Below are 25,954 nucleotides of genomic sequence, written 5' to 3' on the forward strand. Positions count from 1 at the left end.
GAGCGCAGGATGAGGCCCTTTCACGCGGAGGCCTGCAGTGAACGAAATTCTGATTATCGCCCATCCGGAACTGCTCGAGGAACGGCAGCGGTGGCTCGACATGCTGGCCGGGGAACGGAGGCTGGCGGAGAAAACCCTGGAGGCCTACGAGCGGGACACGCGCCAGTTCCTGACCTTCCTGACCGGCCATCTCGCCGAGCCCGCCCGCCTGAAGGATATCCATACCCTGCGCATGGCCGACTTGCGCGCCTTCCTTGCTGCCCGTCGGCGGGATGGCGCGGAGTCCAGGACGCTCGGCCGCAATCTGGCAGGGGTGCGGTCGTTCCTGAATTATCTGGAAAGAAAGGGCCTTGCCAATGCGGCCGCGGCAACTGCCATCCGCTCACCGAAACAACCGAAGGGCCTCCCGAAGCCACTGGCGCCACCTGAAGCCATTACCGTAACGACGTTTGAGGCGCAGATGCGCGAAGAACCGTGGGTGGCCGCACGCGATGCCGCAGTGCTGGGGCTGCTCTATGGATGCGGCCTTCGCATCTCCGAAGCCCTCGCTCTCACGCCGTCGCATTTCCCAGAAGGGACTACCAGCCTGCGCATCACCGGCAAGGGGGGCAAAACCCGCATCGTCCCGCTGATTTCAAGCGTCGTGACCGGCGTTCGGGATTATCTGCGCCTCTGCCCCTTCGATGTCGGCGCGCACGAACCCATGTTTCGGGGCGTCAAGGGCGGGGTGCTCCAGCCGGGTATCATTCAGCGGGCCATGCAGGTTCTGCGCGGGGCACTGGGGCTGCCCGACACGGCGACGCCGCACGCCTTGCGGCACTCTTTCGCCACGCACCTGCTCAATGGCGGCGGAGACCTGCGGACGATCCAGGAGCTTCTGGGACATGCAAGCCTGTCCACGACGCAGGTCTACACAGGCATCGACTCCGCCCGCCTGCTGGATGTCTACGACCGCGCCCATCCGCGCGCTTAACGCGAGATTCACCTTGTCCGTTAAGCAAAAATGAGGGCGACAGGGTTAATCGAGGATCAACAGACCTGCCATGGAACGATCATGACGATTGCTGCAACCGATCCGCGCCCTGAAAATACATCCTTCTTGTCTTCCTGCATCTTCTGGATCGCGGCGAGCCTTCCGATGGCGCTGCTGGCTCTCCTGTTCATCGTTCTCTTCACCCTTTCCCCCGCAAGAGCGGAAGACATCCGCTGCGCCGGCGCCGACATCATTGCCGAGCTGACGAGCAAAGACCCAACACGGCTGACATCCATCCGTGCCGAAGCGGGTGCCGTGCCAAACGGAAAGGGGATTTTCTGGCGCGTCGAAAAGGAGGGCGTCCCGGTATCGTATCTTCTCGGAACGATGCACCTCACCGATCCGAGAGTCCTGGAGATGCCCGCCGGTGCCAGAGCCGCCTTCGATGAAGCCAAGACCGTAATCGTGGAGTCGACCGAGGTTCTGGACGAGAAGAAGGCGGCGGCGGCGCTGCTCTCGAAGCCCGACCTGACCATGTTCACCGACCAAACCACCATCAGCGGATTGCTCGGCAAGGACGAAAGCGCAAAGCTGGAAGCCGGATTGAAAAGTCGCGGGATTTCGCTCGCGATGGTCGAGAAGATGAAACCCTGGATCATTGCCAGCTTCGTGAGCCTGCCTGCCTGTGAGATGGCTCGAAAGGCAAACGGGGGTGCTTTCCTGGACAAGAAGATTGCCGAGGATGCGGTTGCCAGCGGGAAAGACCTGCAGGGTCTGGAAACGGCGCTGGAGCAACTGCAGGCCATGGCCGACATTCCCGTAAAATTTCATCTCCAGTCGTTGATCGAGACGCTGGAACTCGGGAGCCGCATGGACGATGTCACCGCGACGATGATCGAGCTCTACCTCAAGGGTGAAATCGGCATGATCATCCCGACCCTGAAATATGCGGCGGAAGACAAGCTGGGCGAAACGAGCGACTACGCGGAATTTGAACAGCGGATCGTCATCGATCGCAACCATGTCATGGCAGATCGTTCTGCCCCGATGTTTGCCAAGGGCCACGTATTCATGGCCGTGGGGGCGCTTCACCTTCCGGGCAAGGAGGGCGTGATCGAACTGCTGAGAGCCAAGGGATACAAGCTGACAGCCATCCGCTGAGCAAGCTGGGATCTTCAGCTCGTCTCCTGCTGCTTGTCCCGCAAAGAGGCGAGCATGGAGCGCACGATCAGCTTGTGAAATGGCAGAACCGATAGCAGGTAGAGCCTTCCCCAGACATTATGGCGCCGGATCAGTGTCATGGCCCTGATGGAAGACGCGGGAGAACCGGCGGCAGACAAGCTGATCACGATCCGGAAATCCAGATGCCGATCATCGAAGCCGAGCACGATTTCGCGCTCGGTTGAAGAGACAACCGGAAACGGGCCTATCCGGTCGCCCTCCCCCGCCGCCGCCGCCGGCCTGAGGCCGAAGGGGAAGACCACGAGGTTCCTTACGAACAGCAGCCAACGGGCCCAGCCGGGCATGGGTCCGATTGCCTTTTCCGCAACCTGTCGCACCGTCCATCCCTTGGCCTGCATTCGGATTGCATAGGCATCTCCCCAATCGGCATTCGGCAGGGCACCGTGCGGCATTTCGGGGGCGACGGTCTGGACACCGGCACAGGACACGGCGCGTCTCCTTCAGCGGCCGGTCGTCATGCGTGGCATGATGTTGGACTTCCAGAGGATGCGGTGCACGGGGACGGCGGCAATATGCACCACGATCAGGATCCAGAGCACGAGCTTGACCGGACCGGCATGGAGGAAGCCCGCAACATCCACATCGGCATAGTATTTCAGCGCACCGAGAACCGGCATGGCGAAGAACAGGAGATAGAAGGCTCCATGCGCCAGCTTCGCTGCCCGTTGAAAGGCCGGCGGCTCTTCCGGAGGAGCGTCTGGCGCTCCCTGCAGCAGCCGCAGCAGCAGGCGAACAAGGGCAAGGCCGAGAATGGCGAAACCGACATAGGCGTGGATGTTTGCGGATGCGATCTGCTCCGGGGTCACGGAACCGTTGTCCATCGCCCTGTCCCATTCCTCGATGCCGTCGGAGACGATGAGGTTGAAGAATATCAGAAGCGCCATGAGCCAGTGGAGCGCCTATTGTGGCAGCGAGTAGGCGAAGGGAGCTGAAGATGCCATTTTCTTGCCTTTTATCAAATAGTTGGCACGTAACAAGCCCACAATAAAACCGGCGACTTCCAATAGGAAGCCGCCGGGAACGGTTTACGAAAATTTAATATGGAGACGGGGTCTTACATGTGGATCGGCTTGAAGAAGGTGGCGAGGGCCGCCTCCTTGACCGCTTCCGACATGGTGGGATGGGCGTGGCACGTCCTTGCGAGATCTTCAGAAGATCCGCCGAACTCCATCAGAACCGCGGCCTCATGGATCATCTCCCCTGCGCCGAAGCCGAGGATGTGTACGCCGAGGACGCGATCCGTTGCCTGATCGGCCAGGATCTTCACCAGGCCATCGGTCACCTGCATGGCGCGGGCGCGGCCGTTGGCCGTGAAGGGGAATTTGCCGACCTTGTAGGCAACCCCGGCAGCCTTGAGCTCTTCCTCTGTCTTGCCAACGGAGGCGACTTCTGGCTGCGTATAGACGACGCCGGGGATGACATCGTAATTCACATGTCCGTGCTGGCCGGCCAGGATCTCGGCCAGAGCCACACCTTCGTCCTCGGCCTTGTGGGCAAGCATCGGGCCACGCACGACGTCTCCGATCGCATAGATGCCGGCGACGCTGGTTTCGAAGTGGGAACCGATCTCGACGCGGCCGCGATTGTCGAGCTTGACGCCGGCTTCTTCCAGGCCAAGGCCTGCAGTGAACGGCTTGCGACCGGTCGCCACAAGAACGACGTCGGCATCGAGCGTCTGGGCGTCTCCGCCCTTCACGGGCTCGAACGTGACCTTCGCGCCCGATGCACCCTTTTCAACCGCAGTAACCTTGGCGCCGAGCTTGAAGTCGATTCCCTGCTTGCCCATGATGCGCTGGAACTGCTTGGAGATTTCCGCATCCATTCCGCCGAGAATCGTATCGAGATACTCCACGACGGTTACCTTGGCGCCGAGGCGTGCCCATACGGAGCCGAGCTCCAGGCCGATGACGCCACCGCCCACGACGACCAGCGACTGGGGAACCTTCTCGAGTGCGATCGCGCCCGTCGACGATACGATCACCTTTTCGTCGATCTCGACGGGAACACCGGGAATGCCTGCGACGTCGGAACCCGTGGCGATGACGATGTTCTTGGCCTCGATCTCCTGAACCTCGCCCTGCTCGTTCGTTACCGCGACCTTTCCGGCGGAAACGATCCTGCCGGTGCCGTGGAAGGTATCGATCTTGTTCTTCTTGAACAGGAACCCGACGCCGTCGACATTTGCCTTCACGACGCTGTTCTTGTGGCCCATCATTTTCTCGAGGTTGAGCACAGGCTTCGCCACCTCAATGCCGAGGCTATCCATGCCGTGGTTGACATGGGCGAACATTTCCGAGGCGTGGAGCAGAGCCTTGGACGGAATGCATCCGACATTCAGGCAGGTGCCGCCATGGGTCGCCCGCTTTTCGACAACCGCCGTCTTGAGGCCCAGCTGGGAAGCCTTGATTGCGCACACATAGCCGCCGGGACCCGTGCCGATGACAACCACATCATATGCCATGGATATTGCCTCCTCGGCGGCTAACGGCCGCCGCTTACATTGAGAATGGCACCCGTGATGTAGGATGCCTGGGGTGAAAGCAGGAATAGAACGGCGTCGGCGATCTCCTCCGCCGTCCCTGCCCGCTGCATGGGAATGAGTGGCACCATATCCCGAGCCCGGTCCGGCAATCCGCCGGACGCGTGGATGTCGGTGTCAATGACGCCAGGGCGGATGGCGTTCACGCGGACGCCTTCCGTTGCGACTTCACGGGCAAGCCCGACCGTGAGCGTATCGATAGCGGCCTTCGAGGCCGCGTAGTCCACATATTGCCCCGGAGAGCCGAGGACGGCGGCCATGGACGACATGTTGACGATCGTTCCCCCTTGCCCGCCATGGCGGGTCGAAAGACGCCTCACCGCCTCGCGCGCGGCGATGACTGCGCCTAGGGTGTTTATTCGAAACATGCGCTCGAGCCGCTCATCGGACATCTCGTCAAGTCGCGCCGTCTGATCAACAATGCCGGCATTGTTGACAAATCCATCCAGCCGACCGAAATCGCGGACAACCTCGTGGAAAAGGGCAAGGATGGCAGAAGGTTCACCCATGTCTGCGGCATAGGCTTTCGCATTGCCACCTGCGGACCGAATGTCCGACACGACCCGCGCCGCGGCCTCGGATTCCCGCAGATAGTTGACGGCGACCTGCCACCCTTCGCGGGCTGCCTTGAGGGCAACCGCACGACCGATGCCACGGCTACCGCCTGTGATGAGGAGCACGGGGCCTGTCATGGGCGACATTCCTTGAACTGGAACGAGTCGGAGACCTCCGGCAGCCGATACTTGCCGGAGAGAGGAGATGCGGCGAGAGCAGGTCCTAGCCCGGCGAAAAGAACCGACGAGGCGGCGTCCCCACGTCCGGGCCCGAGATTGGCTGCCCGACTGTCCTTGGCGATCCCGTAGACATAGCCTTCGAACCCGGTGCAAGCGCGGATATCGTCACTCGTGACATCGCCATCCGGGCAGCCTTTCATGATCCGGGCAACGGTGCGGGTCGGGGCCTCGGTCTCCATCACCAGCCCCTCCAATGCCATATCCCCGGTCTTCAGCGCGAAGAGATGCGTGACTGCGGCAGCATCGGCATCCACTTTTTCAAAGGAAAGGGTATAGTCTCCCGACACGGACTGGTAGACAGCGCGCTCCTGCGGGCATTCCGCAGCAAATGCACCGGTAAATCCCAGGGATGACAATGCCAGTGCTGCGGTTCTAAGCCTCATCATCGTTCACAATCCGAAGGCACCGAGCAGCATCATGCCGAGGCCCGCCAGAGAGGCCATCCAGATGGCGGAACGGCCATAACCCAAACCGAAGATGTAAGCGGGCAGATAGAGCGCACGGGCAATCAGCCAGAGCCACGCTCCCCATTGGGTCAGGAAACCGGAATGGCCTGAAAGACTGGTCGCAAGAACCAGCGCGAGAAAGAGCGGATAGGTTTCGAGAAAATTGCGGAAGGCACGGATGCCCCTCCCGGCCATGAGACCCGGCTCGGGATCATTGTCCCGGTTTGCATTCTCCTGCCCGTAGCCGATCTGGCGCCGCAGGAGTGAACCGTGGACCATCAGATAGACGAATGCCAACACGACGCTCAACAGGAGAACGTTCAGTTCCTGGGTCATTCGCTTTCCTTTTCTCTGTCTAATCCAGGGCGGAAAGGGCACCTGTCGAAGGTGCCCTCAAGCCGGTTCCGATCAAAGATCGAGGACGAGACGCTCCGGATCCTCGAGGCTTTCCTTCACGCGCACGAGGAAGGTTACGGCTTCCTTTCCGTCGACGATGCGGTGATCGTAGGAAAGGGCGAGATACATCATCGGCCGGATCACGACCTGGCCGCCGATGGCTACCGGGCGATCCTGAATCTTGTGCATGCCGAGAATGCCCGACTGCGGCGCATTGAGGATCGGCGAGGACATCAGCGAACCATAGACACCACCGTTGGAGATGGTGAAGGTTCCGCCCTGCATGTCCGCCATGGACAGCGCGCCATCACGGGCAAGCTTGCCGAGACGGCCGATTTCCTTTTCGATGCCGGCAATCGACAGCTGGTCGGCGTCGCGAACGATCGGAACGACAAGACCCTTGTCGGTACCCACGGCCACGCCGATGTGGCAGTAGTTCTTGTAGATGATGTCCGTACCGTCGATCTCGGCGTTTACGGCGGGCAGTTCCTTCAGGGCATGCGTCACAGCCTTCGTGAAGAAGCCCATGAAGCCCAGCTTCACGCCGTGCTTCTTCTCGAAAATGTCCTTGTAGCGATTGCGCAGGTCCATCACCGCGCTCATGTCCACCTCGTTGTAGGTGGTCAGCATGGCGGCTGTATTCTGTGCATCCTTGAGGCGCTTGGCGATCGTCTGCCGAAGACGGGTCATCTTGACCCGTTCTTCACGTGCCGCGTCCTCGACGGCGGACGGTGCACGGGGAGCGGCAGGTGCAGCAGGGGCTGCGGCCGGGGCGGACGGGCCCTTCGCGATCGCTGCGATCACATCGCCCTTCAGCACCTGACCACGCTTGCCCGACCCCTCGACATCGGCAGCCGAGACGTTGTTATCGGCCATCAGCTTGGCGGCGGCAGGCGCAGCCGGCATGGCGGCGGCCGGGGCCGGAACCGGGGCGGGCGCGGCGGCAGCCACCGGCTGCGCGGCCGGTGCCGGTGCGGCGGCCGGAGCAGCGCTCGCGGCGGCACCTTCGGCGATCTGACCAAGCAGGGCACCGAGACCCACGGTCTCGCCAGCCTGCGCCGTGATTTCGGCAAGCGTTCCCGCAGCAGGTGCCGGGACTTCGATGGAAACCTTGTCGGTCTCCAGTTCAAGCAGGGGCTCATCGGCTTTCACCGTATCGCCCACCTTCTTGAACCACTTTCCAACGGTGGCTTCGCTGACGGATTCGCCGAGGGTGGGAACGCGGATTTCTGTCGCCATGGTGTAGGTTCCTGACTGGGTTAAAGCGTTTCGAAGCGGGCGTCCTCACGCCTGCCTGAGGATAAGGGATGGTATCGGGAAGATGTCGTAGCCAAAGCCAAGCCCGGCACGGATGACCGGATCGTCATCCGCCAGCAATCTTGCGGCTGCCGGGTCTGCACAATCGACGATTGCCATGCCGAAGGGGCCTGCCGGATCGAAGACGGGACCGACGGCGATTGCCAACCGGTCCTCCGCCTTGCTCTTCCAGTAGACCGAATGCTCGGCCATCGCCGCCAGTTCTTCCCCGGATGCATCACCGGGAAAGCTGGGACGAGGGCCGCTGAGCTTCAGCATGAAGAAGGCCATGGTTCAGCCCCCGAGCGCGTCTTCGAGGAAGGCCGCAAGCTGGGCGAGATGCTTGGACATCAGGCCCGTTGCCGGGGAGGCTGCTGCCGGACGGCCGGTATAGCGCACGCGCTGGTACTTGGCGTCGATATGGGCAAGCACCCATTCCAGATAGGGATCGATGAAGGACCATGCGCCCATGTTCTTGGGCTCTTCCTGGCACCACACCATTTCCGCATTCCGGAAGCGGGACAGCTCGTTGATAAGCGCCTTTGCCGGGAACGGGTAAAGCTGCTCGATGCGAAGCAGGTAGATATCATCGATGCCACGCTTTTCGCGCTCTTCGAAGAGATCGTAGTAGACCTTGCCGGTGCACATGACCACGCGGCGGATCTTGTTGTCCTTCTGGAGCTTGATGGGGCTGTCCTTGATGACTTCCGCATCATCCCAGAGCAGACGGTGGAACGAGCTTTCGCCAGCAAGTTCGGCAAGGCTGGACACGGCGCGCTTGTGCCGCAGAAGCGACTTAGGCGTCATCATGATCAGCGGCTTGCGGAAGTCCCGCTTCATCTGCCGGCGCAGGATGTGGAAGTAGTTTGCCGGCGTCGTGACGTTGGCAACCTGCATGTTGTCTTCGGCGCAAAGCTGGAGGAAGCGCTCCAGACGGGCCGAGGAGTGCTCCGGGCCCTGGCCTTCATAGCCGTGTGGCAGCAGGCACACGAGGCCGGACATGCGCAGCCACTTGCGTTCGCCTGACGAGATGAACTGGTCGAATACGACCTGCGCACCATTGGCGAAGTCGCCGAACTGGGCTTCCCAGAGGGTCAGTGCGTTCGGGCGGGCTAGCGAGTAGCCATACTCGAAGCCGAGCACGGCCTCTTCCGAGAGCATCGAGTTGATGACCTCGTAGCGAGCCTGGGTGGGCGAGAGATTGGCGAGCGGAATGTAGCGCGCCTCGGTCTCCTGGTCGTAGAGAACAGAATGGCGCTGGGAGAAGGTACCGCGCTCGCAATCCTGGCCGGACAGGCGAATCTTGACGCCATCGAGGCAGAGAGAACCGAAGGCAAGGGCTTCGGCCATGGCCCAGTCGATCCCCTCGCCGGTCGCGATCATTTGTGCGCGGTTGTCCATGAAACGCTGGAGCGTCTTGTGGATGTTGAAACCCGCGGGCACCTCGGAGATCTTGCGGCCGATTTCCTTCAGCGTCTTCATCGGAACCGCGGTTTTCCCGCGGCGCTGTTCGTCGGCATTGTCGGCAACGCGCAGCCCGGCCCACTGGCCGTCAAGCCAGTCGGCCTTGTTCGGCTTGTAGGACTGGCCGGCTTCGAACTCCTGCTCGAGATGGGCGCGCCAGTCGGCCTTCATCTTTTCATATTCGCCTTCGGAAATCAGGCCTTCCGAGATCAGTCGGTCCGCATAGATCTGCGAGACCGGCTTGTGGCCCCGGATCACCTTGTACATCTTCGGCTGGGTGAATGCGGGCTCATCGCCCTCGTTGTGGCCGAACCGGCGATAGCAGAACATGTCTACCACGACCGGCTTGTGGAACTTCATGCGGAATTCGGTCGCGACCTTCGCGGCATAGACGACTGCTTCCGGATCGTCGCCGTTGACGTGGAAGATCGGCGCTTCGATCATTTTTGCCACATCGGACGGATAGGGCGAGGAGCGCGAGAAGGCCGGGTTCGTGGTGAAACCGATCTGGTTGTTGATGATGAAATGCATCGTGCCTGCAACACGGTGACCGCGCAGACCCGAGAGACCGAGAATTTCAGCCACCACACCTTGGCCGGCGAAAGCCGCATCGCCATGGATCAGCAGCGGCAGGACCTTGGAGCGCTCGCGCAGGGGGATGATATCGCCTTCGAAGACCTTGGCCAGCATGTCCTGCTTGGCGCGCGCCTTGCCCATCACGACGGGGTTGACGATTTCGAGATGCGACGGGTTCGCCGTCAGCGACAGATGCACCTTGTTGCCGTCGAATTCACGGTCCGAGGAAGCACCGAGATGGTACTTCACGTCGCCGGAACCTTCCACTTCGTCCGGCTTGAAGGAGCCGCCCTTGAATTCGTGGAAGATGGCGCGGTGCGGCTTGCCCATGACCTGCGACAGCACGTTGAGACGTCCGCGATGCGCCATCCCGAGGACGATCTCCATGAGACCTTCCGAGCCCCCGCGCTTGATGATCTGCTCGAGGGCGGGAATGAGGGATTCGCCGCCGTCGAGGCCGAAGCGCTTGGTGCCCTTGTACTTCACGTCGATGAACTGCTCGAAGCCTTCTGCCTCGACCAGTTTCTGCAGGATGGCCTTCTTGCCCTGGGCGGTGAAGGTTACACCCTTGTCGGGGCCTTCGATGCGCTCCTGGATCCAGGCCTTCTCTTCCGGGTTGGAGATGTGCATGAACTCGACGCCCAGCGTCGAGCAATATGTCCGCTCCAGGATTTCCTTCATCTCGCGGATGGTGGCGTATTCAAGCCCCAGCACATTATCGATGAAGATCTTGCGGTCCCAGTCCTTTTCCTCGAACCCGTAGGTCTGCGGGGACAGTTCGCTGTAATCCTCGAGGGGATCTGCAAGACCGAGGGGGTCCAGGCGGGCGTGCAGGTGGCCGCGCATGCGGTAGGCGCGGATCATCATGATGGCGCGAACGGAATCGCGGGTCGCCTGCAGCACGTCGGTCTGGTTGACGGGCGCGCCGGCGCTGACAGCCGCAGCCTCGGCCTTTGCCTGCACCTTCTTCCCGATTTCCTTCTCGACCGTACCCCAGTCGCCGTCGAGCGCCGAAACCAGCTCGTTCTTGGGCGCGATCGGCCAGTTCGAGCGCTGCCAGGAGGCGCCCTCGGCTGCCTTTTTCACGTCGGCCGGATTGTCGTCCAGGGCCTTGAAGAAAGCGCGCCACTCTTCAGCGACGGAAGAGGGATTATCCTGATAGCGCGCGTAAAGCTGGTCAATATAGGCGGCGTTGGCCCCGTCAAGAAACGAGGTGATCTGAAACTGCTCGTTGGCTTCCTGCCTTGCCATGATGTTCCGCGGGTTTCGCCCGCCTCCTTGGGTTGGTTACGTCTGCCGTGCCGGAGCCTGTTGCCCCCGCACCGCCCGGCCGTCCGGTTGGACTTCCTGTCAACCGCCTCTCGAAATGCCGATACCGGGCGCGGAAACCTCCATGAGGTTCCGCGCCCGGCCTTTTTGAATTTGCTTCCCGCTCAGCCCTTGAGGACTTCGACGAGGGTCTTGCCAAGACGGGCCGGCGACGGCGACACGCGAATGCCGGCCGCTTCCATCGCCGCGATCTTCGATTCCGCATCGCCCTTGCCGCCGGAAACCACGGCACCGGCATGGCCCATGGTGCGGCCCTTCGGTGCAGTGCGGCCCGCGATGAAGCCGGCCATCGGCTTCTTGCGGCCGCGCTTGGCCTCATCGATCAGGAACTGGGCTGCGTCTTCTTCCGCCGAGCCACCGATTTCGCCGATCATGATGATCGACTGCGTGGCCTCGTCTGCCAGGAACAGCTCGAGCACGTCGATGAACTCGGTGCCCTTCACCGGATCGCCGCCGATGCCGACGGCAGTGGTCTGGCCCAGACCTTCGTTTGAAGTCTGGAACACCGCTTCATAGGTCAGCGTTCCCGAGCGAGAGACAATGCCGACCGAACCCTTGCGGAAGATCGATCCCGGCATGATGCCGATCTTGCATTCTTCCGGGGTGAGGATGCCGGGGCAGTTCGGACCGAGCAGGCGCGACTTCGACTTGTCGAGCTTCGCCTTCACCCGAACCATGTCCATGACCGGGATGCCCTCGGTGATGCAGGTGATGAAGGGAATTTCTGCTTCGATGGCTTCGATGATCGCATCGGCAGCGCCTGCCGGCGGAACGTAGATAACGGTGGCGTCTGCGCCCGTCTTTTCCTTGCCTTCGGCAACCGAGGCAAAGATCGGAAGCGTTTCGCCCTTCGAGCCGGTCCAGGTCTCGCCACCCTTTTTCGGGTGGATGCCGCCGACCATCTGCGTACCATAATAGGCAAGCGCCTGCTCGGTGTGGAAAGTCCCGGTCTTGCCGGTCAGGCCCTGAACGAGGACCTTGGTGTTCTTATTTACAAGAATCGACATTGGGTTCCGGTCCTTCCGTTAGCCGTTGATCGCCGCAACGATCTTCTTGGCAGCATCATCGAGATCGTCGGCCGCGGTAATCGCAAGCCCGGACTCGTTGAGGATCTTCTTGCCAAGCTCGACATTGGTGCCTTCGAGGCGCACGACCAGCGGAACCTTCAGGCCAACTTCCTGAACGGCCGCCACGACACCCTCGGCGATCACGTCGCACTTCATGATGCCGCCGAAGATGTTGACGAGAATGCCTTCGACCTTCGGGTCGGCGGTGATGATCTTGAAGGCTGCCGCAACCTTTTCCTTGCCAGCGCCGCCACCGACGTCGCAGAAGTTCGCCGGCTCCTTGCCGTAGAGCTTGATGATGTCCATCGTCGCCATGGCAAGGCCTGCACCGTTGACCATGCACCCGATGTTGCCATCGAGGGCGACATAGGCGAGATCCCACTTGGAGGCTTCGATTTCCTTGGAGTCTTCCTCGGTTTCGTCGCGCAGCGCGCGAACGTCCTCATGACGGAAAAGCGCATTGCCGTCGAACGATACCTTGGCATCGAGCACGCGCAGATGACCGTTCTTCATTACGATCAGCGGGTTGATCTCGAGCAGCGACATGTCCTTCTCGGAGAAGGCCCTGTAGAGGATCGGGAAGAGAGACTTCGCGTCTTCGGCGGCCGCACCGGTGAGCTCCAGCGCAGTGGAGATCCTGGTGACGTCGGCTTCGGTGACGCCGGTTTCCGGATCGATGGCGATCGTCTGGATCTTCTCCGGCGTGTCGTGTGCAACCGCTTCGATGTCCATGCCGCCTTCGGTCGAGACCACGAAGGCCACGCGGCCGACGGAGCGATCGACAAGGAGCGAGCAGTAGAGTTCGCGAGCAATGTCGGCGCCATCCTCGATGTAGAGGCGGTTGACCTGCTTGCCGGCTTCACCGGTCTGGGCGGTCACGAGCGTATTGCCAAGCATTTCCTTGGCATTCGATACCACCTCCTCGACGGACTTCGAGAGGCGCACGCCGCCCTTGGCCTCCGCACCGAGTTCCTTGAACTTGCCCTTGCCGCGTCCGCCGGCGTGGATCTGGCTCTTCACCACGTAGAGCGGTCCGGGAAGTTTCTTTGCTGCGGCCTCGGCTTCCTCGACCGTAAAGATCGCGATGCCGTCGGCAACCGGCGCGCCGTAGCTCTTCAGCAGAGCCTTCGCCTGATATTCATGAATGTTCATGGGATGATCCCTTCAATCTCGAAAAAGGCCGGCAGGCTTACTTCAGGGCCGGGGCGATGTTGATGCAGGCTTCGCAAAGCCCCGCAACGGCGCCAACCGACTTGTCGAAGGCTTCCTTTTCCTGCTTGTTGAGATCGATCTCGATCACGCGCTCGACGCCACCGGCACCGATCACGGTCGGGACGCCAACGTACATGTCCTTCACGCCGTACTGGCCAGACAGATGCGCCGCGCAGGGCAGGACGCGCTTCTTGTCCTTGAGGAAGGCTTCCGCCATTTCGATGGCCGAGGCAGCAGGTGCATAGTAGGCCGAACCGGTCTTCAGGAGACCGACGATCTCGGCACCGCCGTCACGGGTGCGCTGGATGATTTCTTCAAGGCGCTCCTTGGTGCACCAACCCATCTTGACCAGGTCCGTGAGCGGAATGCCGGCTACGGTCGAGTAACGGGCGAGGGGCACCATCGTGTCGCCATGGCCGCCGAGAACGAAGGCCGTGACGTCCTGAACCGACACGTTGAACTCGGTTGCGAGGAAGTGCCGGAAACGGCCGCTGTCGAGAACGCCGGCCATGCCGACCACCATGTTCTTCGGAAGGCCGGAGAACTTCTGCAGCGCCCAGACCATGGCGTCGAGCGGGTTGGTGATGCAGATCACGAAAGCATTCGGAGCGTATTTCTTGATGCCTGCACCGACCTGTTCCATCACCTTGAGATTGATGCCGAGCAGATCATCGCGGCTCATGCCGGGCTTGCGGGGAACGCCAGCCGTAACGATGCAGACATCCGCGCCTTCGATGGCGGCGTAATCGCTGGCACCCGAGAGATTGACGTCGAAGCCTTCCACAGGGCCGGACTGGGCAATGTCGAGACCCTTGCCCTGGGGAACGCCATCGGCGATGTCGAACAGAACGACGTCACCCAGTTCCTTGAGACTGGCGAGATGCGCCAGCGTGCCGCCGATCATGCCCGAACCAATCAATGCGATCTTTTTCCGCGCCATAGAAGTGCTTCCTTTGCGAGCCAAAACCGTGGCCCGCGCAGCAAAACGCCAGCCACCTCGGATGAAAGCCATAGCTTTCCTGCGGTAAATTGGCAATCGATTCTTTAGGCGTAAGAAATTTCAATCGGTTAGAAGATGAAATTCTTACGTTCACGTAATTTATTTGCGATAACGGGCTGAGAAATATCAGCGACTTGAGCGATGACGGGCGAGGTAATCTGCACTGCGCATCTCGAACAGACGCGAGACGGTTCGATCAAATTCGAAACCTTCGACACCCCTCCTGTCACTGAGGAGCTTTTCCGGCCAATCCGCGGCAGACATCACGAGGCGGACTGAATGGTCATAGAGAGCATCCACGAGGATGATGAGCCGCTTAGTCGCGTTGCGACGTTCGGTACCGAGAATCGGTACATCATCAAGGAAGATGATGTCGTATTCCGCTGAGAGAGCCAGGTAATCGGAAGCCCCGAGCGGTTGCTCGCATAGCTCGGCAAAGGTGAAGCGTGCTGCTCTTCCGCTGGAGCGAGGCACATGAAGCACCCGACCCTTCATCTGGATGTCGATGGGGCCAACCGCGTGGCCTGCCGTTACAGCCGCCCAGGCAGCGTCCATCGCCCTCTCCGTTTCTGGCCCGGGGGGCGTATGGTAAACCGGCATGCTGTCCAGCTTTTCCATCCGGTAATCCGTGGGACTGTCGAGCGCGACGACGTCCACATGCGCCTTCAGAATATCGATGAACGGCAGGAAAAGCCCACGGTTCAAGCCGTCCCGATAGAGATTGTCTGGCGCCACATTGGACGTGGCGACAAGGATGCAGCCTCTTGCGAAGAGCGCGGAAAACAGACGGGACAGGATCATGGCATCGGCGATGTCCGTCACCGTAAACTCGTCGAAGCAGAGCAATTCGGCTTCGGCAAAGATCTCCGCGGCGACCGGCGGCACGGGATCGGTTTCCCTGGTCTCTCCGTTCTTCAGCCTCTGGCGGTGCGCGTGGATGCGACCGTGCACATCCGCCATGAACTCGTGGAAATGCGCACGACGCTTTTTCTGAATGGGTGCCAATGCAAAGAACATGTCCATCAGCATGGTCTTGCCGCGCCCGACCGAGCCATGAATGTAGACGCCCCGGACCGGGGTATTCGTCCGCCGCTTTGCGGCAAACAGCCACCCCAGCGCACTCGTTTTCGCCGCAGCACGCTTTTCCCGCAACTCGATGAGGATATGATCGAGCTTTCGGGCAATCCCCAGCTGCACGGAATCGGCTTGCAGTTCTCCCGAATTGGTCAGTGCCTTGAGCTTCTCGCTAACACTCAGGGCGTAATCGGGCACGGGCTGCATGAAGGGAATTTCCAGTATTTGAGGCGAAGCATTGCTGGCCGCGGACATGGTGGGCACAGGAGCGTTCGGCTCCATGCCATCACACTGCGCTTAACAGCCGGTTACAGGCACCATAAAGGGAAAGGGCCCCGCAGGGCCCTCTTTTATCAACGGCTAAGATTGATCGGCTGGCCGGAGGCGGTGGTGCCGGTGAACTGGTTCTCGGCAGTCTTGTACACACTGCCGACCAGATTGCCGTTGCTGTCCTTGAACTGGACCTGCTTGCCGGACACTTCCCAGGAGCGCACCATCGTCAGTTCGCCAGCGCAGCCGCGCGTCCCGCCGCGCGAGCCGCTACCGAGGTTGGTGAGCGTGAGGAACATGTCGCAGCTCGAAGCGCCCGAGACGCGCCAGCTTCCGACCATGGCTTCCTTCTTGACATCGAGACCGCTGGCGGCCGCCGCATCGGTACCGGCCGCTCCCGGAAGCGATGCCTGCTGGGCAGGAGCCGCGGGGAACTGCGCAGAACCGGCCGGCGCACCCGGTGCGGGCAGCTGGCTGCTCTGCACGCCGGGGACCGGCTGGGCAGCCAATGGGGCAGGTGCCAGCGAGGCCTGAGTACCGAAGCCGCTATCGGCGGTTCTCTGGCACCCCGCCAACGCGAGAACCATTGCCACACCTGCTGTTGCCTTGCCTAACCGCATCATCCCGCTCCTGAATCTGGCGCCCTGTGTCCACTGTCACACGCAATCATGGCGAAATATCGTGAGTCCGTTCCAATAATCAAGGACCCGCTAACCCTCGTTGCGGTTGCGTTGCCGCAAATTGTGCCCGATTTGTGCTGCAGGGCAACACCTGAGGTCGTGCAGGGACGGTTGAACCCTCCAAGGCTCACACAGGCACCGGAGCGCCCGCCGACGGCGGGCGCGCAAGGTGTCTTGCGCCGAGGGATCAGACCCGGCGCTCGACCATCATTTTCTTGATTTCGGCGATGGCCTTCGCCGGGTTGAGGCCCTTGGGACAGGTCTGCGCACAGTTCATGATGGTGTGGCAGCGATACAGCCTGAACGGATCTTCCAGATTGTCCAGGCGCTCGCCCGTCGCCTCGTCGCGGCTGTCGATCAGCCAGCGATAAGCCTGCAGCAGCACGGCGGGACCAAGGTAGCGATCGCCGTTCCACCAGTAGCTCGGGCAGGACGTCGAGCAGCAGGCGCAGAGAATGCACTCGTAGAGCCCATCGAGCTTCTGACGGTCATCATGACTCTGCTTCCATTCCTTCGCCGGCGGCGGAGATACGGTTTTCAGCCACGGCTCGATGGAGCGGTGCTGGGCGTAGAAATGGGTCAGATCCGGCACGAGGTCCTTCACCACGGGCATGTGCGGAAGAGGATAGACCTTCACGGCTCCGTGCACGTCATCCATGCCCTTTGTGCAGGCAAGCGTGTTGGTGCCATCGATGTTCATGGCACAGGAGCCGCAGATGCCTTCGCGACAGGACCGGCGCAGCGTCAGTGTCGGGTCGATATTGTTCTTGATGTAGAGAAGGCCATCAAGAACCATCGGCCCGCAATCGTCGATATCGACATAAAACGTGTCGATCCGCGGGTTCTGACCATCATCCGGGCTCCAGCGATAGATCCGGAATTCGCGCAGGTTGGTCGCACCGGCAGGCTTGGGCCAGACCTTACCTTCGGTGATCGTGGAATTCTTGGGGAGAGCGAGTTCAACCATCGTGACTTTCTCCGATCAATAGACGCGGGCCTTCGGCGCGATCTTCTTGGGATCGATGCCGTCGGCAATGAGTTCGGTATGAACGGGGCGGTAGTCCAGCTTGACCTCGCCGGACTCGCTAACCCAGGCAAGCGTATGCTTGCGCCAGTTCTCGTCGTCACGGCCGCCCATCGGACCATCCTTGTAGTCTTCGCGGGCGTGGGCACCACGGCTTTCCTTGCGGGCTTCGGCGCCATAGACCGTGGTGATGGCGTTGGCCATCAGGTTCTCGAGCTCCAGCGTCTCGACCAGGTCGGAGTTCCAGATCATCGACCGGTCGGTTACCTTGACGTCCGGAAGCTCCTTCCAGATCGCCGAAAGTCGCCGGCATCCGCTTTCCAGGGATTCCTGGGTCCGGAACACGGCGGCGTCTTCCTGCATGGCGCGCTGCATCTTGTCGCGCAGCACGGCCGTCGGCGTCGAGCCGCTGGCATGCCGCAGACGATCGAAACGGGCCATGATCCTGTCGCAGGCTGCCGTGTTCAGGGCCGGGACAGGCGCGGCGCGATCGACGACCTGACCCGCACGAATGGCCGCTGCGCGACCGAAGACCACAAGGTCGATCAGGGAGTTCGAACCGAGACGGTTGGCACCGTGAACGGAGGCGCAACCGGCTTCGCCGACAGCCATCAGGCCGGGCGCGATGCGTTCCGGGTTCTGGGCGTCGGCATTCAGTACTTCGCCCCAGTAATTGGTAGGGATGCCGCCCATGTTGTAGTGCACGGTGGGCAGGACCGGGATCGGTTCGCGGGTCACATCGACGCCGGCAAAGATCTTTGCGGATTCGGAGATACCGGGCAGGCGTTCATGCAGGACCGCCGGATCCAGATGATCGAGATGCAGGAAGATGTGATCCTTGTTCTTGCCAACCCCACGGCCTTCCCGGATCTCCATGGTCATGCAGCGGGAGACGACGTCGCGGGATGCAAGATCCTTTGCCGAAGGGGCATAGCGCTCCATGAAGCGCTCGCCTTCGGAATTCACGAGGTAGCCGCCCTCGCCGCGCGCACCTTCGGTGATCAGACAGCCCGCGCCGTAGATGCCGGTCGGATGGAACTGGACGAACTCCATGTCCTGCAGCGGCAGGCCTGCGCGTGCGATCATGCCGCCGCCATCCCCGGTGCAGGTGTGGGCAGAGGTCGCCGAGAAGTAGGCACGGCCGTAACCGCCCGTGGCAAGCACCACCATCTTGGCGGCAAAGCGATGGATCGTTCCATCATCGAGGTTCCAGGCCACGACGCCCGTGCACTGGCCATCGTCGGACATGATCAGGTCGATGGCGAAGTATTCGATGAAGAATTCCGCATTGTTGCGAAGCGACTGGCCGTAAAGCGTGTGCAGAATGGCGTGGCCGGTTCGGTCGGCTGCGGCGCAGGTACGCTGCACCGGCGGGCCTTCGCCATAGTTCTGCATGTGACCGCCGAAGGGCCGCTGATAGATCTTGCCTTCCTCGTTTCGGGAGAAGGGCACGCCGTAATGCTCGAGCTCATAAACCGCCTTCGGGGCTTCCATGGCCAGATACTGCATGGCGTCCACGTCGCCCAGCCAGTCGGAGCCCTTAACGGTATCGTAGAGGTGCCACTGCCAGCAGTCGGGGGTCATGTTCTGCAGGGAGGCGGCAATACCGCCCTGGGCTGCCACCGTGTGCGAGCGGGTCGGGAAGACCTTGGTGATGCAGGCGGTGCGGAAGCCCTGCTCCGCCATGCCGAGCGTGGCGCGAAGACCCGCACCGCCCGCCCCGACGACGATCACGTCATAGGCGTGATCAACATATTTGTAAGCCTTGCCATTCTGGGCAGGTGAACCGATCGATGCCATGGGGGAATTATCCTGCAAATGCGATTTTCAGAAGGGCGAAGATGGCAGCGCCCGCAACCACAACCGCGAAGAACGTATTGAGAATCAGCAGAGCCACCTTGCCGATCTCGCCGTGTACATAGTCCTCGATGATGATCTGCATGCCGAGCCGCATGTGGATCGTGACGGACAGGATGACAAAGGCGCAGACGATGGCCACGAGCGGGTTGTGCAGTACCGCGATCATCTCCTGGTAGGGAGCGCCGGCATACAGCACCATGAAGATGATGAAAAAGCTGATCAGGAAGACGTTGGAAACCGCCGTGAGGCGCTGGCGCCAGAAATGCTCCGTGCCATCCTTGGCCGAACCGAGGCCGCGAACCTTTCCGAGAGGTGTACGCATGTCCATGTGATATCGTCCTCAGCGAATGGTGTAGCCGATGACCCAGACCACGAGGGTCAGGGCAATGGAGCCGATCAGGTTGGCCCGGGCAAGTTTGGTCGAGAATTCCTTCTCGAAACCGTAGCCCACGTCCCACAGAAGATGGCGCAGACCGCCAAGCATGTGGAGGATCAGGACCCATGTATAGCCGAAGAGGACAAGCCTGCCGAACCAGCTATTCATAAACCACATGACCCAGTTGTAGTATTCCTCACCCGTGGCTGCGGCAATAAGCCACCAGACCACAAGGAGGGTGCCGAAATACAGGGCACCGCCCGTGATGCGGTGCAAAATCGACATCGCCATGGTCGGGATCAGCCGATAGACTTGCAGGTGCGGCGACAGGGGCCGGTTATTTGTCACATTCGCCATCAGAAACCTCTAGGGCGTTATCAGGCGCTCCATCCGGGCGCGAGAAGCCGGAAGGGCATTCCGGAAGATTCAACACAGCGCAACATTCTTGCGCACAGCGCGTCAAACAGGACATTTAGCGACGCATTTGCAGTGCAGCAAGGGAAATTGCCTAGTGTTTTCAATTTAATCGATTCGAGGAAAAGGGTAAGGTGCACTTCCTCAAACTTTAGACTTAACCAACTTGTGTGAAATAATCGTTGCCTCCGTTGGCAAGGGGAACGGCTTGGATGTAAGCTCCGTTTACCCTTTGTTAACCAACGAGAGGACAAGCGCATGGTTCCGCGTCGCTTGGGCTTTGCCTTGGCCATGATGGCCAGCTTCATTTCCGCATCATCCACGCTTGCCGGGGATTTCGATTACGGCGGCGGTCGCCAGCGCCCCTGGCATCACGGTCATCACCACCATCCTCTTCCGCCAAGCTATGGAGGGGGATACGGGCTTCCCACGATCGTCCCTGGCCTTGGCACTTTTGCAGGCTCCATCACAGCGCTGCGAGTACGGGGCGTTGGTACCTACTTTTATGTGGAAGGCCTCGGAAGCAGCAGGACTCCCATGCAGCCAACGCCGAAGGCAAAAATCATCAACGTGAAGGCTGCAAAGGACCCCTGTTCCTACGAGAACGGCGTCTGCGTCATCCGACCCTGACGTCTTCCCCCTCGGGATGCGGATCGAAAGACCACACTGTCGTCCGCTTGATCTCGCTGTCCTCGAGAACCCGGGTCACCGGTACCTCGTAGGTCGCCAGTGCCCTCAGCCGTGAACGTGGCAGATAGGAGCGACCGGGATCGCCGGCAAGCACGGTCACGCCGCGCTGCGCCATCCGCGAGAACCAGGGTACGAGGGCATCGGCAAATGCCTTGTCGTAAAAGACGTCGCCCGCCAGCAGGATATCGGCATCAATCACGGTCCCCACGAGATCGCGGTTGGTAAAGCGGATGGGAACGCCGTTTGCGTCCGCATTCAGCCGGATCGCCTCTTCTGTCCACGGGTCGATATCGGCCGCAAGGACATCGTTGGCTCCGGCCATAGCGGCCGCAATTGCAACGACCCCCGAACCGCTGGCGAAATCCACCACTCGGCGACCCCTTACCGTCTCGGGATGATCGAGCACATAGCGCGCCAGCCCCTGACCGCCCGCCCAGGCAAAGGCCCAGAAAGGCGGCGGCAGACCGATTTCCTCCAGCTCCGCTTCGGTCTTGAGCCAGAGCTCGTGCACTTCGCTCGCCAGATGCAGCCGGATCTCCGGCACATGCGGAGGGGACATCAGGTCCGTATTGGCCAGAATGAACGCCCGGGGGTCGGTCTTCATTCGGGTGATCGCGGCGGGTTGTCCAATCCGCCCATGCGGCAGATTTCAAGGTACTCATCCTCGGTCACAGGCTGGACCGAAAGACGCATGGACGTCACGAGAGACATGTTCTCGAGTTTCGGATTGGCCTTTATCTCCTTGAGCGAGACCGGTCTTGGCATGTCGCAGACAGCCCGTATGTCTACGCAGTCCCATCGCAGGTCGCCCTCGGCACTCGAATCCGGGTGAGAAAGCGCGCAAACCTCCGTGATGCCGACGACCTCCAGACCCTCGTTCGAATGGTAGAAGAACCCCTTGTCGCCGATACGCATGGCACGCATGTTGTTTCGCGCGAGATAATTGCGCACGCCTGTCCACTCGGTGCCCGCCTGGCCGGCCTCCTTCTGCATCGCCCACGACCACTTGAAGGGCTCGGATTTATACAGCCAATAGGCCATCTCACGCCTCCGGATTGTTGAAGACCCAGTTGAAAGGCTTGATCTCGACATGCGCGAACAGGCCCGCCTGCGCATAGGGGTCGGCCGCGGCGATGGCCTCCGCCGCCTGTCTGTCACTTGCGTGCACGATGACAAGGCTGCCACAGGGCTTGCTTTCCCCATCCAGGAACGGGCCCGCCATCTTCAGCACGCCCGCTGCATTCAGCCCGTTCAGCCATTCCACATGGGCCGGGCGGGTTTCCATCCTCACATGGAGGTGGTCGGGCTTGTCGGTGCAGAGAAAAGCGAAAAGCATGGATTGTATATCCCTTATTCGGTGGTTATCGGCCGGCTCATCAGCTGTTCCAGCGCCGTTGGAATGTCGAGCAAGCCATCGATGATTGCGGCAACGGCCTGTGTGATCGGCATATCGATCCCGTGGCTTTCGGCAAGTCGCGACGCAACCGCGGCGGCAAAGGCGCCCTCGACCAGCCCGCCCCTCGAGCTGTCGATCGCATCGCCACGTCCAAGGGCAATGCCGAAGCGAAGATTGCGGGACTGGTGGCTCGTTGCGGTGAGCACAAGATCGCCAAGTCCCGAGAGTCCGCGAACCGTGTCGGCCTCTCCTCCGAGGGCTACTGCCAGGCGAGACATCTCGGCCAGGCCGCGGGCGATGAGGGCAGCCCTGGCAGAGTCGCCGAGGCCAGCGCCCTCCACCATGCCGCATGCGATCGCCAGCACATTCTTCAGGGCACCACCGAGCTGGACACCGACAGGATCCGCAGACGCATACAGCCGAAAGGTCGGTCCCGAGATGGACCGGGCGAGGCTCTCGGCGATCGAAAGATCGGCCGCGGCGACCGACATGGCGGTCGGCAAGCCCTTGGCAATATCTGCTGCGAAACCGGGACCCGAGAGCACTGCAACAGGATGTCCCGGCAGCCGCTTTTCAAGCACATGACTGAGAAGCCCCGTTGTCTCGCGGTCGATGCCCTTGGCGCAGGTGACGACAACGGCTCCCGCCTGCAGGTGAGGCCCATAGGTGTCTGCGGCAGAGGCCTGGGCCTGCGAGGGCATGACGAACAGAACGGTGTTCGCATGCTCCAGAATCTCCGGATCGCACGAATACTGCAGGTCCGGATGGAGCTCAATGCCAGGCAGCGCCTCCTCATGCCGGCGGCTGGTCGCAAGATCGGTCATCAGGCTTCTGTCCCGGCCCAACAGCGTGACGTGCTCGTGTCCATTTGCAGCGATCACGGTAGCAAGTGCGGTCCCGAACGCTCCCGCGCCGATGACCACGCAATGTTGTCTGCTCATGCCTTTGCACCTCTCCTGCCATGGCCGACGAGGGTCTCTGCCTTGCTGTCCAGGGGCCACCGGGATCGCGGCTGGACATCGAGCGCATCGGGTTCCATTCCAACCGCCAGCCGCTCCAGGCCAGCCCAGGCGATCATGGCGGCATTGTCGGTGCAAAGCACATGGGGCGGTGCAACAAAGCGGAAGCCATGCCGGGTGCAGAGCACGTCAAGCGTTCCCCGGAGTGCCTTGTTTGCAGCTACACCCCCGGCCACCACCAAGGCGGGATCGGATACCTCTGGAAACAACGCGCGAAAACGCTGCAAGCCACGACCGATGCGATCGTTCAGGGTGCGCGATACAGCATGCTGGAAGGAGGCGCAGATGTCGGCCACGTCCTGTTCACCCAGAGGAGCGATGGCAGTTGCAGCCTGACGAACCGCTGTCTTCAGCCCGGAGAAAGAAAAGTCCAGACGGGTCTCGCCCACCAGCGGCCTTGGCAGATTGAAGCGACCGGGATTTCCTTTCGCCGCCGCCTTTTCGACCGCGGGGCCACCGGGATAGGGAAGGCCGAGCAGCTTCGCCGTCTTGTCGAAGGCTTCTCCCAGGGCATCATCGATCGTGGTGCCCCAACGCTCGTAGTCCCCCACGCCCCTGACGAGAACCAGCTGTGTATGGCCACCCGAAACAAGAAGCATGAGGTACGGAAAGCCGAGACCATCCGTCAGACGGGCCGTCAGGGCATGACCTTCCAGATGATTGATGGCGTAGAGCGGCTTTCCGGAGGCCAGTGCCAGCGCTTTGCCGGTCATGAGCCCCACGATGAGACCACCGATCAAACCGGGCCCGGATGTGGCCGCGATGGCGTCCACGTCTTTCAAGCGACAGTCAGCCTCCACCAAGGCTTGCTCGATGAGTGTATCCAGCGCCTCGACATGGGCCCGGGCCGCAATCTCGGGCACGACGCCACCATAGGCGCTGTGCTCCTCGAGCTGGCTCAAGACCACGTTTGACAAGATCGTTCCCCGTCCTTCGGCATCGCGGGCAACAACGGATGCCGCGGTTTCATCGCAGCTGGTCTCGATGCCGAGGATGACAAGATTGGAGCGCATGTGGCCGTTCGTTGATTGCGGGAAGGCGAAATCCGGTTTACTGGGATCTCCGGTAACAATGGATCGAAGCGGATGCAAACAAAACCTTTCCGGATCGGTACCCGTGGCAGCCCACTGGCGCTGGCGCAGGCCTATGAAACCCGCGACCGGCTTATCGCCGCTCACGGGCTGCCTGCGGACCGGTTCGAGATCGTGGTCCTTTCCACCATGGGCGACCGCATCACGGACCGCTCCCTTTCGGAAATCGGTGGCAAGGGGCTTTTCACAGAAGAGCTTGAACAGCAGCTCCTTTCGGGGGATCTGGATTTCGCGGTTCATTCCTCAAAGGACATGCCCACGAAATTGCCGGACGGCCTGCACATCTCCGCCTATCTGCCGCGCGAGGATGCCCGTGATGCCTTTGTCGGCAGGACCGCCGCCCGGCTTATGGATCTGCCCGTGAATGCAACGGTCGGCTCCTCGTCCCTTCGGCGGCAGGCTCTGATTCGACGCCTGCGTCCGGACATCAACGTGATTACCTTTCGCGGCCTCGTCGATACGCGCCTGCGCAAGCTGGCGGAAGGTCAGGTCGATGCCACCTTGCTCGCGCTTGCCGGCCTTCGGCGCCTGGGCAAGCAGGATGTGCCCACTGAAATTCTCGATCCCGAGGAGTTTCCGCCGGCCCCGGCTCAGGGGGCAATCTGCATCGAGAGCAGAATTGGCGACGGACGCGTTGACGCGCTCTTGGCGGCCATAAACGATCGCGCCACTTTCGATGCCGTCTCCTGCGAGAGAGCTTTCCTCTCCGCCCTTGATGGCTCTTGCCGCACACCGATAGCCGGCTACGCGATTGCCCGGAACGACCATATCCGTTTTTCGGGAATGATCCTTACGCCGGATGGAAGCCGTTCGCACCGCGTTGAAGCCGAGGGCAAGCGCGGAGAAGCCGAACTGATCGGCATCAGAGCCGGAGAAGAAGTCCGCGCAAAGGCGGGAGCCGATTTCTTCTCGAGCTGGACCTGAAGCCATGCGGGTGGTCGTTACCCGCCCGGCTCCGTCAGCCGAGAAGACCGCTCGTCTCCTGGCGGCAATGGGCCACGATGCCGCGATGCTGCCGCTCTTCCGGGCAGAACACCTCCCCCTTCTTCCAGCCCGATGGGCCGGTAGCCCGCCCGGCGGCTTTCTCTTCACCAGCGCCGAAGCCCTGCGATCCCTGTCGACCGCTGGCGGAATGCCCGAAGAGCTGAAAAACCTGCCAGTCTATGCGGTGGGAAAGGCAACCGCCGACAAGGCGCGGACGGAAGGGTTTACAAGGGTGCATGTGGCATCGGGCTATGGCGCCGACCTCGCGGAACTGGTCGCCGCCGAACGCGACAGATACGACCAACCCCTGCTCTATCTCGCTGGTGAACCGAGAAGCCCCGCACTTGAGGAGGGGCTGCGTCAAAAAGGCGTTGCATTCCATACGCTTGTCGCCTACCGCATGATACCGCTTGTCTACCGCAAGCCCGATATGGAAGGCGCACTCGGCAACGGAAATTGTGCCGTGCTCCTCTACTCGAAGGAAGCGTGCCACCGTTTTGTCAGCCTTTGCGAGGAAACCGGTTGCGCCGATCGGATCCGGGAAGTCGAGTTCTACTGCCTGAGCCCGGCAATCGCGGCAGGCCTGCCTGCTGAGGCATCCAAGAGAGCCCGGACTGCATCGGAAACGACGGAAGAGGCCCTGCTTTCGCTGCTGCCTTCCCGTTGAGGAATGACGGAGGCAAACCGGGCTATTTCGCCAGCGGGCCTTTTCTTCGCCTGCCACAGCCTCTACTTTCCCTAT

The 25,954-nt window shown here is 61.4% G+C and carries 28 protein-coding genes; 5 read left to right on the forward strand and 23 right to left on the reverse strand.

Features of this window, described 5'->3' with window-relative positions:
- Window positions 1-37 precede the first annotated feature (37 nt).
- Window positions 38-973, forward strand: a complete 936-nt coding sequence (locus GGR23_RS11940) for a tyrosine-type recombinase/integrase (RefSeq protein WP_183366512.1) — start codon at window positions 38-40, stop codon at window positions 971-973.
- An 81-nt stretch (window positions 974-1,054) separates the two neighbouring features.
- Window positions 1,055-2,134 (forward strand): TraB/GumN family protein, encoded by a 1,080-nt coding sequence (locus tag GGR23_RS11945; RefSeq protein WP_183366513.1) that lies wholly within the window; start codon window positions 1,055-1,057, stop codon window positions 2,132-2,134.
- Window positions 2,135-2,148: 14 nt separating this feature from the next.
- Here the strand turns inward: GGR23_RS11945 and GGR23_RS11950 are convergent, their stop codons facing one another.
- From GGR23_RS11950 to sdhC, 18 genes are all read right to left on the reverse strand, one after another.
- A complete protein-coding gene (locus GGR23_RS11950) occupies window positions 2,149-2,643 on the reverse strand; it encodes a DUF2867 domain-containing protein (RefSeq protein WP_183366514.1) in 495 nt (164 codons plus the stop codon).
- 12 nt (window positions 2,644-2,655) lie between these two features.
- Window positions 2,656-3,099 carry a cytochrome b/b6 domain-containing protein gene (locus GGR23_RS11955; protein WP_246365329.1) on the reverse strand — a complete coding sequence of 148 codons (444 nt, stop codon included), beginning with the start codon at window positions 3,097-3,099 and terminating at the stop codon, window positions 2,656-2,658.
- 170 nt (window positions 3,100-3,269) lie between these two features.
- Entirely contained in the window at window positions 3,270-4,676 is a 1,407-nt protein-coding gene (gene lpdA, locus GGR23_RS11960; RefSeq protein ID WP_183366515.1) for a dihydrolipoyl dehydrogenase, read from the reverse strand.
- Between the two features lie 20 nt (window positions 4,677-4,696).
- Window positions 4,697-5,446 carry an SDR family oxidoreductase gene (locus tag GGR23_RS11965; protein WP_183366516.1) on the reverse strand — a complete coding sequence of 250 codons (750 nt, stop codon included), beginning with the start codon at window positions 5,444-5,446 and terminating at the stop codon, window positions 4,697-4,699.
- Complete coding sequence (locus GGR23_RS11970; RefSeq protein WP_183366517.1) at window positions 5,443-5,934, reverse strand: hypothetical protein; 492 nt, start codon at window positions 5,932-5,934, stop codon at window positions 5,443-5,445. The genes GGR23_RS11965 and GGR23_RS11970 overlap by 4 nt, the downstream gene beginning before the upstream one ends.
- A 3-nt stretch (window positions 5,935-5,937) precedes the next feature.
- Entirely contained in the window at window positions 5,938-6,330 is a 393-nt protein-coding gene (locus GGR23_RS11975) for an MAPEG family protein (protein WP_183366518.1), read from the reverse strand.
- 72 nt (window positions 6,331-6,402) lie between these two features.
- Window positions 6,403-7,629, reverse strand: coding sequence for a 2-oxoglutarate dehydrogenase complex dihydrolipoyllysine-residue succinyltransferase (gene odhB / locus GGR23_RS11980; protein WP_183366519.1), 1,227 nt, complete (start codon window positions 7,627-7,629; stop codon window positions 6,403-6,405).
- Between the two features lie 45 nt (window positions 7,630-7,674).
- Window positions 7,675-7,977 carry a YciI family protein gene (locus GGR23_RS11985; RefSeq protein ID WP_183366520.1) on the reverse strand — a complete coding sequence of 101 codons (303 nt, stop codon included), beginning with the start codon at window positions 7,975-7,977 and terminating at the stop codon, window positions 7,675-7,677.
- A 3-nt stretch (window positions 7,978-7,980) separates the two neighbouring features.
- On the reverse strand, window positions 7,981-10,977 hold the full coding sequence (locus tag GGR23_RS11990) for a 2-oxoglutarate dehydrogenase E1 component (protein ID WP_183366521.1): 2,997 nt from the start codon (window positions 10,975-10,977) through the stop codon (window positions 7,981-7,983).
- 182 nt (window positions 10,978-11,159) lie between these two features.
- A complete protein-coding gene (sucD, locus tag GGR23_RS11995) occupies window positions 11,160-12,062 on the reverse strand; it encodes a succinate--CoA ligase subunit alpha (protein ID WP_183366522.1) in 903 nt (300 codons plus the stop codon).
- An 18-nt stretch (window positions 12,063-12,080) separates the two neighbouring features.
- Window positions 12,081-13,274: an ADP-forming succinate--CoA ligase subunit beta gene (gene sucC / locus GGR23_RS12000; RefSeq protein ID WP_183366523.1), complete on the reverse strand. Its 1,194-nt coding sequence runs from the start codon at window positions 13,272-13,274 to the stop codon at window positions 12,081-12,083.
- A 37-nt stretch (window positions 13,275-13,311) separates the two neighbouring features.
- Entirely contained in the window at window positions 13,312-14,274 is a 963-nt protein-coding gene (gene mdh / locus GGR23_RS12005; protein ID WP_183366524.1) for a malate dehydrogenase, read from the reverse strand.
- A 186-nt stretch (window positions 14,275-14,460) separates the two neighbouring features.
- A complete protein-coding gene (zapE, locus tag GGR23_RS12010; protein ID WP_183366525.1) occupies window positions 14,461-15,615 on the reverse strand; it encodes a cell division protein ZapE in 1,155 nt (384 codons plus the stop codon).
- 146 nt (window positions 15,616-15,761) lie between these two features.
- Entirely contained in the window at window positions 15,762-16,298 is a 537-nt protein-coding gene (locus GGR23_RS12015; protein ID WP_183366526.1) for an AprI/Inh family metalloprotease inhibitor, read from the reverse strand.
- 247 nt (window positions 16,299-16,545) lie between these two features.
- Entirely contained in the window at window positions 16,546-17,325 is a 780-nt protein-coding gene (locus GGR23_RS12020; protein WP_183366527.1) for a succinate dehydrogenase iron-sulfur subunit, read from the reverse strand.
- 15 nt (window positions 17,326-17,340) lie between these two features.
- Window positions 17,341-19,182 (reverse strand): succinate dehydrogenase flavoprotein subunit, encoded by a 1,842-nt coding sequence (gene sdhA / locus GGR23_RS12025; protein ID WP_183366528.1) that lies wholly within the window; start codon window positions 19,180-19,182, stop codon window positions 17,341-17,343.
- Window positions 19,183-19,189: 7 nt separating this feature from the next.
- A complete protein-coding gene (gene sdhD / locus GGR23_RS12030) occupies window positions 19,190-19,570 on the reverse strand; it encodes a succinate dehydrogenase, hydrophobic membrane anchor protein (RefSeq protein ID WP_183366529.1) in 381 nt (126 codons plus the stop codon).
- Between the two features lie 12 nt (window positions 19,571-19,582).
- Window positions 19,583-19,975 (reverse strand): succinate dehydrogenase, cytochrome b556 subunit, encoded by a 393-nt coding sequence (sdhC, locus tag GGR23_RS12035; protein WP_183366530.1) that lies wholly within the window; start codon window positions 19,973-19,975, stop codon window positions 19,583-19,585.
- Window positions 19,976-20,290: 315 nt separating this feature from the next.
- On the opposite strand from sdhC, the gene GGR23_RS12040 reads away from it, so the two are divergent.
- Complete coding sequence (locus GGR23_RS12040) at window positions 20,291-20,662, forward strand: hypothetical protein (protein WP_183366531.1); 372 nt, start codon at window positions 20,291-20,293, stop codon at window positions 20,660-20,662.
- Here the strand turns inward: GGR23_RS12040 and GGR23_RS12045 are convergent.
- The 5 genes from GGR23_RS12045 to tsaD are packed head-to-tail and all read right to left on the reverse strand — an operon-like array spanning window position 20,649 to window position 24,150.
- Window positions 20,649-21,326, reverse strand: a complete 678-nt coding sequence (locus GGR23_RS12045; RefSeq protein ID WP_183366532.1) for a class I SAM-dependent methyltransferase — start codon at window positions 21,324-21,326, stop codon at window positions 20,649-20,651. The two genes, GGR23_RS12040 and GGR23_RS12045, sit on opposite strands and share 14 nt — an antisense overlap.
- Window positions 21,323-21,763: an EVE domain-containing protein gene (locus tag GGR23_RS12050; RefSeq protein WP_183366533.1), complete on the reverse strand. Its 441-nt coding sequence runs from the start codon at window positions 21,761-21,763 to the stop codon at window positions 21,323-21,325. Before GGR23_RS12050 ends, GGR23_RS12045 begins: the two co-directional genes overlap by 4 nt.
- A gap of 1 nt (window position 21,764) precedes the next feature.
- On the reverse strand, window positions 21,765-22,058 hold the full coding sequence (locus GGR23_RS12055; protein WP_183366534.1) for a YciI-like protein: 294 nt from the start codon (window positions 22,056-22,058) through the stop codon (window positions 21,765-21,767).
- Window positions 22,059-22,072: 14 nt separating this feature from the next.
- The gene (locus GGR23_RS12060) at window positions 22,073-23,059 is read right to left on the reverse strand and encodes an NAD(P)H-dependent glycerol-3-phosphate dehydrogenase (RefSeq protein ID WP_183366535.1); all 987 of its coding nucleotides are present in this window, start codon (window positions 23,057-23,059) and stop codon (window positions 22,073-22,075) included.
- Window positions 23,056-24,150 (reverse strand): tRNA (adenosine(37)-N6)-threonylcarbamoyltransferase complex transferase subunit TsaD, encoded by a 1,095-nt coding sequence (gene tsaD, locus GGR23_RS12065; protein ID WP_183366536.1) that lies wholly within the window; start codon window positions 24,148-24,150, stop codon window positions 23,056-23,058. The genes GGR23_RS12060 and tsaD overlap by 4 nt, the downstream gene beginning before the upstream one ends.
- A gap of 72 nt (window positions 24,151-24,222) precedes the next feature.
- Here tsaD and hemC point away from each other — a divergent pair, with 72 nt between their 5' ends.
- Window positions 24,223-25,152 carry a hydroxymethylbilane synthase gene (hemC, locus tag GGR23_RS12070; RefSeq protein WP_183366537.1) on the forward strand — a complete coding sequence of 310 codons (930 nt, stop codon included), beginning with the start codon at window positions 24,223-24,225 and terminating at the stop codon, window positions 25,150-25,152.
- Between the two features lie 4 nt (window positions 25,153-25,156).
- Window positions 25,157-25,879: a uroporphyrinogen-III synthase gene (locus GGR23_RS12075; protein WP_183366538.1), complete on the forward strand. Its 723-nt coding sequence runs from the start codon at window positions 25,157-25,159 to the stop codon at window positions 25,877-25,879.
- Window positions 25,880-25,954 lie beyond the last annotated feature (75 nt).

Origin of the sequence: Gellertiella hungarica (assembly GCF_014197145.1) — a bacterium.
GTDB lineage: Bacteria > Pseudomonadota > Alphaproteobacteria > Rhizobiales > Rhizobiaceae > Gellertiella > Gellertiella hungarica.

What these genes read in the sequence shown, in the direction of transcription:
- GGR23_RS11945 (WP_183366513.1), top strand. Translation starts at nt 1,055, where the DNA reads ATGACGATTGCTGCAACCGATCCGCGCCCTGAAAATACATCCTTCTTG.
- GGR23_RS11955 (WP_246365329.1), bottom strand. Translation starts at nt 3,099, where the DNA reads ATGGCGCTTCTGATATTCTTCAACCTCATCGTCTCCGACGGCATCGAG.
- lpdA (WP_183366515.1), bottom strand. Translation starts at nt 4,676, where the DNA reads ATGGCATATGATGTGGTTGTCATCGGCACGGGTCCCGGCGGCTATGTG.
- GGR23_RS11965 (WP_183366516.1), bottom strand. Translation starts at nt 5,446, where the DNA reads ATGACAGGCCCCGTGCTCCTCATCACAGGCGGTAGCCGTGGCATCGGT.
- GGR23_RS11970 (WP_183366517.1), bottom strand. Translation starts at nt 5,934, where the DNA reads ATGATGAGGCTTAGAACCGCAGCACTGGCATTGTCATCCCTGGGATTT.
- GGR23_RS11975 (WP_183366518.1), bottom strand. Translation starts at nt 6,330, where the DNA reads ATGACCCAGGAACTGAACGTTCTCCTGTTGAGCGTCGTGTTGGCATTC.
- odhB (WP_183366519.1), bottom strand. Translation starts at nt 7,629, where the DNA reads ATGGCGACAGAAATCCGCGTTCCCACCCTCGGCGAATCCGTCAGCGAA.
- GGR23_RS11985 (WP_183366520.1), bottom strand. Translation starts at nt 7,977, where the DNA reads ATGGCCTTCTTCATGCTGAAGCTCAGCGGCCCTCGTCCCAGCTTTCCC.
- GGR23_RS11990 (WP_183366521.1), bottom strand. Translation starts at nt 10,977, where the DNA reads ATGGCAAGGCAGGAAGCCAACGAGCAGTTTCAGATCACCTCGTTTCTT.
- sucD (WP_183366522.1), bottom strand. Translation starts at nt 12,062, where the DNA reads ATGTCGATTCTTGTAAATAAGAACACCAAGGTCCTCGTTCAGGGCCTG.
- sucC (WP_183366523.1), bottom strand. Translation starts at nt 13,274, where the DNA reads ATGAACATTCATGAATATCAGGCGAAGGCTCTGCTGAAGAGCTACGGC.
- mdh (WP_183366524.1), bottom strand. Translation starts at nt 14,274, where the DNA reads ATGGCGCGGAAAAAGATCGCATTGATTGGTTCGGGCATGATCGGCGGC.
- zapE (WP_183366525.1), bottom strand. Translation starts at nt 15,615, where the DNA reads ATGCAGCCCGTGCCCGATTACGCCCTGAGTGTTAGCGAGAAGCTCAAG.
- GGR23_RS12015 (WP_183366526.1), bottom strand. Translation starts at nt 16,298, where the DNA reads ATGCGGTTAGGCAAGGCAACAGCAGGTGTGGCAATGGTTCTCGCGTTG.
- GGR23_RS12020 (WP_183366527.1), bottom strand. Translation starts at nt 17,325, where the DNA reads ATGGTTGAACTCGCTCTCCCCAAGAATTCCACGATCACCGAAGGTAAG.
- sdhA (WP_183366528.1), bottom strand. Translation starts at nt 19,182, where the DNA reads ATGGCATCGATCGGTTCACCTGCCCAGAATGGCAAGGCTTACAAATAT.
- sdhD (WP_183366529.1), bottom strand. Translation starts at nt 19,570, where the DNA reads ATGGACATGCGTACACCTCTCGGAAAGGTTCGCGGCCTCGGTTCGGCC.
- sdhC (WP_183366530.1), bottom strand. Translation starts at nt 19,975, where the DNA reads ATGGCGAATGTGACAAATAACCGGCCCCTGTCGCCGCACCTGCAAGTC.
- GGR23_RS12040 (WP_183366531.1), top strand. Translation starts at nt 20,291, where the DNA reads ATGGTTCCGCGTCGCTTGGGCTTTGCCTTGGCCATGATGGCCAGCTTC.
- GGR23_RS12045 (WP_183366532.1), bottom strand. Translation starts at nt 21,326, where the DNA reads ATGAAGACCGACCCCCGGGCGTTCATTCTGGCCAATACGGACCTGATG.
- GGR23_RS12050 (WP_183366533.1), bottom strand. Translation starts at nt 21,763, where the DNA reads ATGGCCTATTGGCTGTATAAATCCGAGCCCTTCAAGTGGTCGTGGGCG.
- GGR23_RS12055 (WP_183366534.1), bottom strand. Translation starts at nt 22,058, where the DNA reads ATGCTTTTCGCTTTTCTCTGCACCGACAAGCCCGACCACCTCCATGTG.
- GGR23_RS12060 (WP_183366535.1), bottom strand. Translation starts at nt 23,059, where the DNA reads ATGAGCAGACAACATTGCGTGGTCATCGGCGCGGGAGCGTTCGGGACC.
- tsaD (WP_183366536.1), bottom strand. Translation starts at nt 24,150, where the DNA reads ATGCGCTCCAATCTTGTCATCCTCGGCATCGAGACCAGCTGCGATGAA.
- hemC (WP_183366537.1), top strand. Translation starts at nt 24,223, where the DNA reads ATGCAAACAAAACCTTTCCGGATCGGTACCCGTGGCAGCCCACTGGCG.
- GGR23_RS12075 (WP_183366538.1), top strand. Translation starts at nt 25,157, where the DNA reads ATGCGGGTGGTCGTTACCCGCCCGGCTCCGTCAGCCGAGAAGACCGCT.